The sequence below is a fragment of the Cribrihabitans pelagius genome, assembly GCF_048820915.1.
In the GTDB taxonomy this organism is placed as follows: Bacteria; Pseudomonadota; Alphaproteobacteria; order Rhodobacterales; family Rhodobacteraceae; genus Cribrihabitans_A; species Cribrihabitans_A pelagius.
On sequence record NZ_JBMERR010000004.1, the window covers coordinates 177,144 to 190,428 of the forward strand.

At 67.8% G+C, this 13,285-nt stretch carries 11 protein-coding genes and 1 tRNA gene; 7 read left to right on the forward strand and 5 right to left on the reverse strand.

From position 1 onward, the window contains the following. Window positions 1-45: 45 nt before the first annotated feature. The 4 genes from ACOHX0_RS05540 to ACOHX0_RS05555 all read left to right on the forward strand — a co-directional run bounded on the left by ACOHX0_RS05540 (window position 46) and on the right by ACOHX0_RS05555 (window position 4,091). Window positions 46-879, forward strand: a complete 834-nt coding sequence (locus ACOHX0_RS05540) for a TatD family hydrolase (RefSeq protein WP_420675689.1) — start codon at window positions 46-48, stop codon at window positions 877-879. Next, on the forward strand, window positions 879-1,676 hold the full coding sequence (locus ACOHX0_RS05545; protein ID WP_420675690.1) for an MBL fold metallo-hydrolase: 798 nt from the start codon (window positions 879-881) through the stop codon (window positions 1,674-1,676). The genes ACOHX0_RS05540 and ACOHX0_RS05545 overlap by 1 nt, the downstream gene beginning before the upstream one ends. 113 nt (window positions 1,677-1,789) lie before the next feature. Beyond that, window positions 1,790-2,722, forward strand: coding sequence for an AEC family transporter (locus ACOHX0_RS05550; RefSeq protein ID WP_420675691.1), 933 nt, complete (start codon window positions 1,790-1,792; stop codon window positions 2,720-2,722). A gap of 127 nt (window positions 2,723-2,849) precedes the next feature. Next, window positions 2,850-4,091 carry an NAD(P)/FAD-dependent oxidoreductase gene (locus ACOHX0_RS05555; protein WP_420675692.1) on the forward strand — a complete coding sequence of 414 codons (1,242 nt, stop codon included), beginning with the start codon at window positions 2,850-2,852 and terminating at the stop codon, window positions 4,089-4,091. 158 nt (window positions 4,092-4,249) lie between these two features. Here the strand turns inward: ACOHX0_RS05555 and ACOHX0_RS05560 are convergent. Further along, window positions 4,250-4,336 (reverse strand) — tRNA-Leu (locus tag ACOHX0_RS05560). 289 nt (window positions 4,337-4,625) lie between these two features. Next, on the reverse strand, window positions 4,626-6,575 hold the full coding sequence (locus ACOHX0_RS05565; RefSeq protein WP_420675693.1) for a peptidoglycan-binding domain-containing protein: 1,950 nt from the start codon (window positions 6,573-6,575) through the stop codon (window positions 4,626-4,628). A 147-nt stretch (window positions 6,576-6,722) separates the two neighbouring features. Between ACOHX0_RS05565 and lipB the strand changes: the two genes are divergently transcribed. Beyond that, window positions 6,723-7,376, forward strand: a complete 654-nt coding sequence (lipB, locus tag ACOHX0_RS05570) for a lipoyl(octanoyl) transferase LipB (protein ID WP_420675694.1) — start codon at window positions 6,723-6,725, stop codon at window positions 7,374-7,376. A 45-nt stretch (window positions 7,377-7,421) separates the two neighbouring features. Here lipB and ACOHX0_RS05575 read toward each other — a convergent pair whose 3' ends face one another. Together ACOHX0_RS05575 and ACOHX0_RS05580 are read right to left on the reverse strand one after the other, a co-directional pair. Further along, on the reverse strand, window positions 7,422-9,113 hold the full coding sequence (locus ACOHX0_RS05575; RefSeq protein WP_420675695.1) for an alpha/beta fold hydrolase: 1,692 nt from the start codon (window positions 9,111-9,113) through the stop codon (window positions 7,422-7,424). 355 nt (window positions 9,114-9,468) lie between these two features. Next, a complete protein-coding gene (locus ACOHX0_RS05580; RefSeq protein WP_420675696.1) occupies window positions 9,469-9,903 on the reverse strand; it encodes an HIT family protein in 435 nt (144 codons plus the stop codon). Window positions 9,904-10,221: 318 nt separating this feature from the next. Between ACOHX0_RS05580 and ctaD the strand changes: the two genes are divergently transcribed. Both ctaD and ACOHX0_RS05590 read left to right on the forward strand, forming a co-directional pair. Then, on the forward strand, window positions 10,222-11,895 hold the full coding sequence (ctaD, locus tag ACOHX0_RS05585; RefSeq protein WP_420675697.1) for a cytochrome c oxidase subunit I: 1,674 nt from the start codon (window positions 10,222-10,224) through the stop codon (window positions 11,893-11,895). A 150-nt stretch (window positions 11,896-12,045) separates the two neighbouring features. Further along, window positions 12,046-12,525 (forward strand): DUF2244 domain-containing protein, encoded by a 480-nt coding sequence (locus tag ACOHX0_RS05590; protein ID WP_420675698.1) that lies wholly within the window; start codon window positions 12,046-12,048, stop codon window positions 12,523-12,525. A gap of 266 nt (window positions 12,526-12,791) precedes the next feature. Here the strand turns inward: ACOHX0_RS05590 and ACOHX0_RS05595 are convergent, their stop codons facing one another. After that, the gene (locus ACOHX0_RS05595) at window positions 12,792-13,265 is read right to left on the reverse strand and encodes a GatB/YqeY domain-containing protein (RefSeq protein WP_420675699.1); all 474 of its coding nucleotides are present in this window, start codon (window positions 13,263-13,265) and stop codon (window positions 12,792-12,794) included. Window positions 13,266-13,285: the final 20 nt, after the last annotated feature.

Sequence of the window (13,285 nt, forward strand, 5' to 3'; positions counted from 1 at the left end):
CGCCGGTGCCCCACGCCGCGCAAGTGCAAGGCCAGCAGAGGACCCATGACCGAGACTTCCCCCCAGACTTCTTCCCAGACACCGCCCCGGATCACCGACAGCCATTGCCACCTGGACTTCCCCGATTTCGAGGGCCAGCTGGAGCAGGTGATCGCCCGCGCCGCCGAGGCCGGGGTGACGCGGATGGTGACGATCTGCACCAAGCTGAGGAACGAGCCGTCGGTGCGCGCCATCGCCGAGGCGCATGCGCCGGTGTTCTACGCCGCGGGCACCCACCCGATGAGCGCCGCTGACGAACCGCTGGCGACGGTGGACGAGCTGATGGCACTGGCGAAACACCCGAAGTTTGTCGGCATCGGCGAGACCGGGCTGGACTACCACTACACCGCCGACAGCGCTTCGGTGCAGCAAAAGTCCCTGCGCGTCCATATCGAGGCCGCGCGGGAGACCGGCCTGCCGCTCATCATTCACGCCCGCGCCGCCGATGACGACATGGCGCGCATCCTGGCGGAGGAAATGAAGAACGGCGCCTATTCCTGCGTCATGCATTGCTTTTCGTCCTCCGCCGAACTGGCGCGGGCAGCGTTGGACCTTGGGTTCTACCTGTCGATGTCGGGCATTGCGGCCTTCCCCAAGAGCCGCGAGCTGCGCGAGATCTTTGCCGCCGCGCCCGCGGACCGCATCCTGGTGGAGACCGACGCGCCCTACCTCGCCCCGCCGCCCTACCGCGGCAAGCGCAACGAACCGGCCTATACCGCCCATACCGCCAGGGCGGGCGCCGAGGCTTTGGGCATGGAGTATGCCGCCTTTGCCGCCCAGACCCAGGCCAATTTCGACCGGCTGTTCCGGAAGGCCGCGCAGTACGAGGCCGCCGCCTGATGGGAGAGCTGCGCTTCACCATCCTTGGCTCGGGGTCCTCGGGCGGGGTGCCGCGGATCGGCGGGCACTGGGGCGATTGCGACCCGGAGAACCCCAAGAACCAGCGCCGCCGCTGCTCCATGCTGGTCGAGCGCGAAGGGCCGAAGGGTACCACCAAGGTGCTGATCGACACCACGCCCGACATGCGCAGCCAGCTTCTGGACAGCGGCACCGGCGAGCTGGACGCCGTTGTCTACACCCATTCGCACGCCGACCACATGCACGGGCTGGACGATCTGCGGATGGTCTATTTCAACACCCGCACCCGCATCCCCGTTTATGCCGACGGCGATACCCAGAACGACCTGTTGTCGCGCTTTGGCTATGCTTTCGTGCAGCCCGAGGGCTCGCCCTACCCGCCGATCCTGGAACTGCGCAGCATCGACGGCCCCTTCACGGTGAGCGGTGTCGGCGGCAAGATCGGCTTCCGCCCCTTCGAGGTCGAACATGGCTCGATCGGCGCGCTGGGGTTCCGCATCGGCGGACTCGCCTATTTGCCGGATGTTTCGAAAATCCCCGACAGCGCCCTGCCCGCGCTGCGCGGCCTGGACTGCTGGATTCTCGACGCGCTGCGGCGCACCCCGCATCCGACCCATTTCAGTTACCCCGAAGCGATGGAGTGGTTCCGCCGCATGGCGCCCAAGCGCGGGGTGCTGACCAACATGCATATCGACATGGATTACGCCACCGTCGAGGCAGAGACCCCGGACCACATCACGCCCGCCTATGACGGCATGGTGATCCGCTACAAGATCTGAGCCGCCTCCGCCCGCGCCCGCGCCCGGGCGGAGGCCACTTCTACTGAGTGAATTTCCTTGCCGGCGCCCCTGCCCCGCGCGCCCTCCCGGCGGCTGCCGCATTTTGAGGCCCCATGTTTCAAAGCCTGATCGACGTCATCCTGCCGGTGTTCCTCGTGATTGGCGCCGGCTATCTTTCGACGCTGAAGGGCGTGTTCAGCGAAAGCCACATCGACGGGCTGGCCAAGTTCACCCAGGGCTTTGCCATCCCCTGCCTGCTGTTCCGGGCGATTGCCACGCTGGACCTGTCGGCGGGCTTCCACCCGGCGCTGCTGGCGAGCTTCTATACCGGTGCCTTCACCTGCTTCCTGATCGGCCTGTTCGGCGCGCGCTATTTCTTCCGCCGCGACTGGGAGGATTGCGTCGCCATCGGCTTCTGCTGCCTGTTCTCCAACTCGGTCCTGCTGGGCCTGCCAATCACCGAGCGCGCCTTTGGCGAGGGGAACCTCACCGGCAATTACGCGATCATCGCCTTCCACTCGCCGTTCTGCTACGGCATCGGCATCACCGTGATGGAGATCGTGCGCAACCGCGGCGCGGGCGGGGTGCGGATGGTATCCTCGGTGCTGACGGCGATGTTCCGCAACGTGCTGATCCTCGGCATCGCGCTGGGGTTTGCGGTGAACCTTTCCGGCCTCACGATCCCGCTGGTGGTGGACGAGGCGCTGGAGCTGGTGATCCGCGCAGCACTTCCCGGCGCGCTGTTTGCGCTTGGCGGCGTCCTGGTGCGCTACCGGCCCGAGGGCGATTTGCGCGCGATCCTGTTTGTGTGCCTGACTTCGCTGATGATTCACCCCGCGATCGTCTGGAGCATGGGCACGGCGCTGGCGCTGCCGCAGGACCTGTTCCGCTCGGGGGTTTTGAACGCAGCGATGGCGACGGGGTTTAACGGCTATATCTTTGCGAACATGTACGGGCGGGCCAAGCGGGTTGCGGCGTCGTCGGTGCTGATCGCCACCGGGGCCAGCATCTTCACCGTGTGGTTCTGGCTGCTGCTGCTGGCGTGAGCCGGGCGCTGGCTTCGTGCACCGCAACTCCAGCGTTGAAATGCGCCGCGGGGCTGTGCATGGTCAGCGCAAGCATCACGCAGGAGCGCCGCATGACCGCCCTCACCCTTCGCAAAGGCCGCCCGGCATGAGCGTGCCGCAGACCGTTGTCATCGGCGCCGGCATCAATGGCGCCGCCGCCGCGATCTGGCTTGCCCGCGCGGGCCATCAGGTGACGCTGATCGACAAGGGCACGCCGGGCATGGGCACGTCTTATGGCAACGCGTGCCTGCTGGCGAGCTGCGCGATGGTGCCAGTGACCGTGCCGGGGCTGGCGTTGAAGGGGCCGAAATACCTGCTCGACCGGGAGTTCCCGCTGTTCCTGCGCTGGCCTTATGCGCCGCGGCTGCTGCCCTGGCTGGCACGCTACCTCTCCCACGCGAACGACCGCGACACCCGCCGCATCGCCCGCGCGCTGATCGATATCACCGCCGACAGCCTGGAGCAGCACCAGGCGCTGACCGCCGGCACCCCGGCCGCGAAATGGGTGCGGCCGTGCGAGTACAACTTCGCCTACACCAGCCGCGCCGCCTTTGAGGCCGACGCCTATGGCTGGGCTCTGCGGCGCGAGGCCGGCTTCATCCCCGAGATTATCGAAGGCCCGGCGGTGCAGGAGAAGGAGCCGATCCTGTCGGAGACGATCCAGCTGCTCGCGGTCAACAAGAACCACGGCTTCATCCTCAATCCTGCGGCTTACGTGCAGGACCTGGTGCAGCTGCTGCAGGAGATGGGCGGGCGGTTCGTGCAGGGCGAGGTCAAGGATTTCGACCTTTCCGGCGGCCGCCTTGCCGCGGTGGAGACCAGCGGGGGCCGGTTCGAATGCTCCGCCGCGGTGCTGGCTGCCGGGGTCTGGTCGAAGCCGCTGATGCGGAAGCTGGGCCTCAAGGTGCCGCTCGAGGCCGAGCGCGGTTACCACCTCACCTTCCGCAGCCCCAGCCAGCTGCCGCGGAACCCGATGATGCTGGCCTCCGCCAAGTTCGTGGCGACGCCGATGGACCAGGGCCTGCGCTGCGCCGGTGTTGTGGAGTTCGGCGGGCTGACCGAGGAACGCTCCAAGGCGCCCTTGGAGTTCCTGCGCCGCAAGGTGGCCGAGGTCTTCCCGCAGATGCAGGCGGAGGGGTGCGAGGAATGGATGGGCCACCGCCCCGCCCCCGCCGACAGCCTGCCGCTGATCGGAGAGGTCGCGTCGACCGGCGTCTTTGCCGCCTTCGGGCACCACCATATCGGTCTCACCGGCGGCGCCAAGACCGGGCGGATGGTGGCCGGGCTGATCGCTGGCCACCCCATGAACACCGACATGCGCCCCTTCACCCCGAACCGCTTTGCCTGACGCGGCCCGCGAGCGGGAAGCAGCGGAACCGCCCCGGTATCCGGCCAGCCGCCAAGCCCGCACTTTCATGCAGGAACGGCGGGCACGGATATCCGTCCGGCGCTAGACGCCGCGGGACTGCTTGTCTTGTGGGATAATCTCTTGGCCCGGGGGCCAGATGGTGCGGTCGAGAAGACTCGAACTTCCACTCCGGTTAAGGAACAGCGACCTCAACGCTGCGCGTCTACCAATTCCGCCACGACCGCACTGTCTTAGGCTTGGTGTAGCGGCGTATAGACCAGCGCGCAGGGGATGTGAAGCCGAAAATAACATTTTTTTCAAGAATGCCGGCAGCGCCGCCGCCATTGGTGCGAAGCTGGGAAAACCAGCGGGATTCCCGCCGGTTACGTGCCGGGAAGCGGCGGGCGGATCAACGCGGCCAATGCGGCATTCCGGCCGGGAGCTGGCCGGGGCAGACACGCCAGCCCGATGCCCCGCTTCCTCTTGAACGGAAGCGGGACGCAGGGGCGCCTGTGGCGCACCTGGCCCGGCGGTTCAGTCGGCCGCGAAAGACGGCAGCCCGGTGGCCGGCGCCGGGCCGGCGGCGGGGAAGTCAGCCGGCGCTGCGCCGGGATTTGCACCGGCAGGCTGGCCGGGCGCCGGAATGGCGGCCTGGCTTGCGGCCGGGACCGGCTGCACCGGCACTGTGCCCGCCAGCGCCGCCGTGGCGGCCCGGATCACACCGCTGCGCTCAGGCTGGCCGGGGGCGAAGACGGGCCGGGCTCCGCCGTCCAGGGCGTCCTGAGCCATGGCGTACCACTCCCCTGCCCGTGCGGCGGATCCCGGCGTGCCGAAGCCCAGCGCCAGGTGATGGCCGACCAGTTCGCCATAGGGGCGCTGGCCGCTGACCGTCAGCAGCAGGGCTGCAGCCAGCGCCACGTCCATGTCGTCGCGCCGGTAGCCGGAGAACAGGCAGATCGCGGCAGTATGCGCAAGCTGCTGCGCCGGTATCCGGGCCCGCTGCACGATGACCTGCACGTCCTGCATCACCGCTGCGCTTTCTGCGCTGTGAAGCCTTGCCAGCACCGGCTCCAGGGCCGGGCCGAAGGCGTCGCATTGGGTATCGGTATGGGCCTGATCCAGCCCCAGGACCTTTGCGGCCAGCGCTTCGCCCCGGCTCAGCGCGTAAGAGCGGGCAAGGCAGAACTGCTCGCCCAGCGCCAGTTCCGGATCGGTCATGGCGGCCGCCGTCACGAAGCCGCCGTTGGTGGCCGTGACCAGGTTCACCTTGCCGCAATGGCTGGTGAGCGAGGCGGCGGGTGCGGACTGGGTAGCGGGCGGCGCAAAAAGAGTGATGCCGCTCAGGCTGCCGGAGGGGGCGGTTGCCGCCGGGCCAGTGCTGGCCTCCTGGAGACCGCCCTGCCCGCTGGTATCCTCTCCGGCGCCGGACGGTTCTGCCGGTCCGGGGAGCGGAACGCCAAGCGCCGGAGCGTTCAGAGCCGCCGCGTTCAGGGCCGGCGCGTTCAAGGCCGGCGCGCCCAGCGCGGGCGCGCTCGGGAAGGCACCGGCCTGGGGTGCAGCCGCGGCCATCGTGTCCGCAGGGCCGGGCTGCAGCGAGCCTGCAGGGGCGCCCGGCGCGGCAAAGGCAAACTGCCCTTCACCCGCGCCGGCCCGCTGCATCCGGCAATTGCCGCGCTCGCAGGTGAAATCAGCCAGCGTCACCCCGTGGCCAAGGAAGTCGTTGCGCTGATAGCCCTGCGGGGTGGAGGCAAAGACCATCACCGAGCATTTCGACGCCCCGCACCAGAACGCACTGCCGGAGGCGGAAGTGTCGATCAGATAGTCGTTGCGGCCGTCGCCGTTGAGGTCGGCAAGCTGCAGGAACCCGCTGCGCTGCAACAGCTGCTGGGCGGAGGGTTCGCTGCTGGCGGCGATCTCGTCCACCGCCTGGCTGACCTCCTGCGGCAGCCCGCCATAGCCCGCCCCGGCGCCATAGCCCGCCACAACGCCGCCGTGGCCGCCCGTGGCCTCGTTGCGCCAGCGGTGCAGCAGGCCGCGCACGCCCGAAGGGGCCTGCATCGCCTGCATCACCTGCGGGCCGCCGATCTGGGCCCGGCTGTAGGAGGTGACAAGGAAATCGCGCTCGTAAGGCGAAAGCCGCCCGGTGGCGGGGAAGCCCATGTGCCCCTGGTATTGCGCGATGGCCGCGCGCGAGCGCCGCCCAAGGATGCCGTCGGCGGTGCCGGCCGGGAAGCCGAAATAATTCAGCGCCACCTGGGTTTCGCGGTTTTCGGCCCGGGCGGCGGAATAAGCCGGCGCCTTGCGGTAGGTCCGCTTGACGGGCGCGCGCTGACGCTGCTTGTTCTTGTGGATCTCATTGACGATGACGCCGCCAATGACGCCCCCGACGATGGCGGCGCCGAGATCGTCCGCAACGGCAGGACCTGCGGCCGAGGATGCCAGGAAAGCGGCAGCCACGGCCGGCTTGAGCGGCTTGGTAAACATGATACTCGCTCCTATGGAAACAGACTGCGGAATCAGGATACTCCACGGGGGCGGCCGGGACCTAGGGTTTTTACGGTAGCTTGCACCCAGCAGCGCCCGCAGGGATAGAACCTGTGCCCGCAGGCATAGAAGAGGACAGCATCTGCCATGGTGGAATGGATCACGTCGGAGGCGCCGGTCGGCTATGAGGAGTCGGTCGCCTTCATGGAGGCGCGCGCCGCCGCCATCGCGGCAGGCACCGCGCCGGAGTGCATCTGGCTGCTGGAGCATCCGCCGCTCTATACCGCCGGCACCTCGGCCCGGCGCGAGGATCTGACCGATCCGGACCGTTTCCCGGTCTATGAGTCCAAACGCGGCGGCCAGTATACCTATCACGGGCCGGGACAGCGGGTGGTCTATGTAATGCTCAACGCGGGCGCGCGCGGGCGCGACGTGCGGCAATTCGTGGCGCAGCTGGAGCAATGGGTGATCGCGGCGCTGGCGGAGTTCAACGTGCAGGGCCGCATCCGCGAAGGCCGGGTCGGCGTCTGGGTGGAACGGCCCGAAAAGCCGCGCGCGCCCTCCGGCGCGGTGGCCGAGGACAAGATCGCCGCGATCGGCATCCGCCTGCGCAAATGGGTGAGCTTCCACGGCATCTCGATCAACGTGGAGCCGGATTTGTCGCATTTCTCCGGCATCGTGCCGTGCGGCATCCGCGAGCACGGGGTGACCAGCCTCGTCGACCTCGGCCTGCCGGTGACAATGGCGGATGTCGACGTGGCGCTGAAGCGCAGCTTTGCGCAGGTCTTCGGAGCGGAGTGATCTTCGGGGCGGAGCGCGGGGGCCGCGGCGCCGCGCGGGCGCGCCTTAGCTCCGCCCCGGCGCGGCAAAACCGCTGAGCGCCTCCAGCACCAGTTCCGGGAAGGTATAGAGCAGCAGCGTGCCCGCGTCGCGGCAGACCCGCAGCTGGCTTCCGTCCTCCCCCGGTATTACCGCGCGCAGCCGGTCCAGCGGCGTGGTGCGGTCGTCGCCGCCGTGCAGGTAGACAGAGCGCACCCCGGCGCCCGGCCCCGCACCGTTGCCCTTGCCGCCGCCGGCGCCGTGCCGCAACACGGGCAAATCGGCGGCGAACCCGGCCCCCTTCTGGGCCAGGAAGAGCTCCTGGCTCAGGTTCATAACGCCGCGCAGGTCGAGCTGTTCGAGCAGGTGCCGCTCGTGGCTGCCCTCGGCCGATTGCGCGTAGAGCAGGGCCTCGTAGCCGCCGGGCCAGCCGGTCACCAGCCACGGCAGCAGCCGTGGCGGATGGTCCGCGAGCAGCACCGCCGCACGGCTGAAACCCTTCAGCTTCGGCGGCGGCTGGTCCGGCAGCATCGGCCCGGTCGCTGCCGCCGCCACGACCCCCGGCACCCGGTCGCGCAGCCGCTCGGCCGCGGCGCGGGCAAACAGCGTGCCGCCGCGCTGCGCCAGCAGGATCGGCCGTTGCAGGTTTTCCTCCAGGATCAGAGTCTTGATCTGCTGCATGAAAGCTTCCACCGGGCGCTGGCCTGGCGGCACCGGGCTGGAGCTGCCATAGCCGCCGCGCAGAGGCGCATAGACCCGCAACCCCAGATGCCGCAAGCGCGGCTGCAGCCGCTGCACCGGGGCGATCACGTCCAGCAGCCCGTGCACATAGATCACCGGCCGCCCGGTGTCGGCGCCGAGCCGGAAATACTGAGTGCGCTGGCCGCCGGTGCCCAAAAGCTCCCGGCTGGGAGGCAGGCGTTCGCCGCGGGCAATGGCCAGATCGCCCGCTTGTTCCTGCAGCAGGAACGCCACCAGCCGCACCAGTTCGGCCACGCCCGGCGCCCCGGCCCGGGCCGCGATCCGGTCCAGCGCCGCCAGCGCCTCTGCACCGGGCGCCTCCGCCCCCGCCATCAGCTCCCGCAGCGGCGCCAGGTCGGAGCCGCCAAGGCCAAGGGCGCCGGCCGCCCGCGCCACGGCATCGGAATGCCATTCGAACTCCAGCAGTTCCGCCATCGCGGCCACCGGCACCGCCTCCCCGGCACCGGACCAGACCGGGCGGCACAGAACCTTGCGCGCGGGCTCTGCGGTTTTCAGGACCACGGCATCGTTCCAGTTGAACTCCTTGCCGCGCAGCCGCTCCAGAAAGCCGCCCCAGCGGCGGCGGCTGCCCGGCGTCAGCTGCATGGCGGCGCCGGGGTCCCGGGTCCCGCCCCAGGTGCGCTGCTGCGCCCGGCGCGACATCCGCAGCAGGCGGCCGCGGTTGTCCGCCAGCAGCCAGGCCCGGGTGTTGTCGTCGTAGAAGTCGCGCGGATGCGGCCGCCCGGCGCGCACCCACTGCCCGTCCTGGATTTCCCGCGCGCGGCCGAAATGCGCCTGCAGGCCCGGCGCCGCTTTCGGCAGCTCCGGCGTCACCCGCCAGCCGCCGCAGGCGTTCGATCCGCCGGGCTGCTGGAACGGAGAGAAGCGGTCGAATTGCTCGGGCCGTATCATGGTTTCGTAAATGGCAGCGGCAATCTGGTCATGAGACAGCGCCGGACCGGGATAGAAGAGCGACACAGATGCCCCCAAAGATGTTCAACCGCCTTCCCGGGCGCTCCGCCGGATGCGAGCAGGACAGCACCGCACACCCGCCGCTTGCGGGCGCCGGCCTGCCGCTTCCGCGGGACGGGGCAATTCTGGCTGAAACGTGGACACGGACAAATACACCACCCACCGGCCTTACACATGAGCGTCAAGACCGGTCCGGGCCTGGTCACCTGCGGGTAAAGCCGCCAGCAAGAAGGAATAGCTTTAGAAATTGTAAGTTTAAGGTATTTCAATCACCGATACACAAGGACTTAAATAAATACAACCCTAAATAGAACTCGCAGCGGCGCCAGTCCGCCGCCGCGGGCTGCCCCGACCCTTGCGGTCAGCCCTGGCCGTCACCCGCCAGCGCCGCGCGGACCTGTGCCGCCTGCTGGCGGATCTGCTCCTTGTCGCCCATCTGGCCCGGCGGGCGCAGCTTGTCGCCCTCCCGGCGCGGCAGCACGTGCACATGCAGGTGGAACACCTCCTGGCCGCCGGCCGCCTCGTTGAACTGCTGCACAGTGACGCCCGGCGCGCCAAAGGCCCGCTGCACCGCCCGCGCCAGCTTCTGCACCGTTGCCATCACCGCGGCGATCTGCTCCGGGCTGGCATCGAGCAGATTGCGGCAGGGCGACTTGGGGATCACAAGCAGGTGCCCGTCGGCGCGCGGCATGATGTCCATGAAGGCCAGCGTGGCGCCGTCCTCGTAGACGGTTTCCGAGGGGATCTCGCCGCGCAGGATCTTGGCGAAGATGTTGTCGGGGTCATAGGCGGTCATCACTCTGTCTCCGTTCCGGTCAGCAGGGGCCGGGCTGCGGCGGCCAGCAAGCGCAGGCAAATCCCGCCCGCCCGTTCCGCGCCGCAGCCCGGCGGTTGCCCCAGGTTGTGCGCGGCGGCTGCCCGGAGGTCAAGCCCGGCGGCCGCCCGGAGCCCATTTGCGCCCGCGCTGTCCCGCCCCGCCTGCGGCAATTATTCTTGAGCCAGATCAAACTCCGGCATTGAAGGCATTGGCGCCCCGCTCTAAAACCCGCATGAGTCTAAGGCCGCCCGGAGTTCCTCCCCGTGGCCTTTCGTTTATGCAACAGGAGGCACCTAAATGGCAGACGCAGCCATTCATGGTCACGGCCACGAGGACGACCGCGGCTTTTTCACCCGCTGGTTCATGAGCACGAACCACAAGGATATTGGCATTCTCTACCTGATCGTCTCGGCGATCGCAGGTCTCATTTCCGTCATCTTCACCGTTTACATGCGGCTGGAGCTGATGGACCCCGGCGTCCAGTACATGTGCCAGGAGGGCGCGCGGCTGTTTGCGGATGCCTCTGCGGAATGTACCCCGAACGGGCATCTGTGGAACGTGATGATCACCGCCCACGGCATCCTGATGATGTTCTTCGTGGTGATCCCGGCGCTGTTCGGCGGCTTCGGCAACTACTTCATGCCGCTGCAGATCGGCGCGCCGGACATGGCGTTCCCGCGGATGAACAACCTCAGCTTCTGGATGTATGTCGCAGGCACCTCGCTGGCGGTGCTCTCGGTTGTCTCCCCGGGCGGCAATGACCAGCTGGGCTCCGGCGTCGGCTGGGTTCTCTACCCGCCGCTCAGCGTCAATGAAGGCGGCTACTCGATGGATCTGGCGATCTTCGCCGTGCACGTCTCCGGCGCGTCCTCGATCCTCGGCGCGATCAACATGATCACCACGTTCCTGAACATGCGCGCCCCAGGCATGACCCTGTTCAAGGTGCCGCTGTTCTCCTGGTCGATCTTCGTCACCTCCTGGCTGATCCTGCTGAGCCTGCCGGTGCTGGCCGGCGCCATCACCATGCTGCTGATGGACCGCAACTTCGGCTTCACCTTCTTTGATGCGGCTGGCGGCGGCGACCCGATCCTGTACCAGCACATCCTGTGGTTCTTCGGCCACCCGGAAGTGTACATCGTGATCCTGCCCGGCTTCGGCATCATCAGCCACGTGATCGCCACCTTCGCGCGCAAGCCGGTCTTCGGCTACCTGCCGATGGTCTGGGCGATCATCGCGATTGGCGTGCTGGGCTTCGTGGTCTGGGCGCACCACATGTACACCGTCGGCATGTCGCTGAACCAGCAGGCCTACTTCATGCTCGCCACCATGGTGATCGCGGTGCCCACCGGCGTGAAGGTGTTCTCCTGGATCGCCACTATGTGGGGCGGCTCGATCGAGTTCAAGGCGCCGATGATGTTCGCCTTCGGCTTCCTGTTCCTGTTCACCGTCGGCGGCGTGACCGGCGTGGTGCTGAGCCAGGCCGCCGTGGACCGTGCTTACCACGACACCTATTACGTGGTTGCCCACTTCCACTACGTGATGTCGCTTGGCGCCGTGTTTGCGATCTTTGCGGGCGTCTACTACTACTTCGGCAAGATGACCGGCCGCCAGTACAACGAACTGGGCGCCCAGATCCACTTCTGGCTGTTCTTCATCGGCGCCAACCTGACGTTCTTCCCGCAGCACTTCCTGGGCCGCCAGGGCATGCCGCGCCGCTACATCGACTACCCGGACGGCTTTGCCTTCTGGAACAAGATCTCGTCGATCGGTGCGTTCATCTCCTTCGCCTCCTTCCTGTTGTTCTTTGGTGTGGTGATCTACTCGCTGCTGCGCGGCGCACGCGTCACCCAGAACAACTACTGGAACGAATACGCGGACACGCTGGAATGGACCCTGCCCTCGCCGCCGCCCGAGCACACCTTCGAAATCCTGCCCAAGCAGGAAGAATGGGACCGCTCGCACTCGCATTGAGCAGCGTGAGATACTGAGATCAGGAAAGGCCCCGGCGCAGCTGCTCCGGGGCCTTTTTTCTTCGGAACCCGCCATCACCGCAGGCAGTGGACACGGCCGCGCGCTGCCACATCTTTAAGGACAGGACCTACCTTCCGGACACAGCCCGCCATGCCCTACAGCTGGACCCGACCGCAGCCCGGCAGCGAACGTGAACTGCACCTTTGGCCGCATCAGTCGCTGGCGCCGCAGGGCTATGTGCGCTTCCTCGGCGCCACCGCGGCGCTGATCTGCGTGCCGCTGATCGCGGTGCTGGGGTCATTGGTGCTGTGGGGGCTGCTGCCCTTCGTGCTGCTGGCGCTGTTCGGCATGAAGTTCGCGCTCGACCGCAGCCGCCGCGACCGGCAGATCCTGGAAGTGCTCACGCTCGGCCCAATCGACGCGCGGCTGGAGCGCTCAACTGCCCGCGGCACCCAGAATTGGCAGTGCAACCGCTACTGGACCAGTGTCGAGCTGCACCGGGACGACGGTCCGGTGCCCAATTACGTGACACTGAAAGGCGGCGGCCGCGAGGTCGAGATCGGCGCCTTCCTCTGCGAGGCGGAACGCCTGGCCCTCTACGGCGACCTCAAGGCCGCCTTCGCCCGCTGAACCCGACACCGGCGACCGCACCGCGGCGGCGAATGCCCCGCGCAATAGGCGCAGGATCCGCGGGCAGTTCCCGTCGCTATGGGTATTTGCAGTCAGAAAGTGGCTGCGGACCGTGCGGGTTCCCCATGGAGGAAACCCCGCCGCGCGGGACCAGCGGGCACCCGCTGCCCCGCAACAGTAAAAAAACCCCGCGCGCGGGGCGCGGCGCATGTGCCACTTTCGGACTGAAAATACCCGCGCCGCAGGCAACCAAAATCTACACGGCGTCAGCAGCCGCCCTGGGCGCAGAGCTGGTCTTTGACCAGCGGGCCCGCTTTGGCGAAATCCATCTGGCCGGTGTACTTCGCCTTCAGCGCCGCCATCACCTTGCCCATGTCGCGAATCGACTCGGCGCCGGTGTCCGCCACCGCCGCCTTCACCGCACCTTCGACTTCCTCGTCGCTCAGCTGCTTGGGCAGGAACTCCTCGATGATGGCGATTTCGCCCAGTTCCTGCTCGGCCAGGTCCAGCCGCCCGCCCTCTTCATAGGCGCGCGCGCTTTCCTTGCGCTGCTTGGTCATCTTGCCAAGGATGGCAAGGATTTCCTCATCCCCGATGCCGCCCTCCTCGCCATCGGCGCGGGCGGCGATTTCCCGGTCCTTGATCGCTGCGTTGATCAGCCGCAGCGTACACAGCCGGTCTGCCGCCTTGTCCTTCATCGCCAGCTTCAGGGCCTGGTTGACCCGGGTTTGCGTATCCATCTTTCTGAGCATCCTTGTGG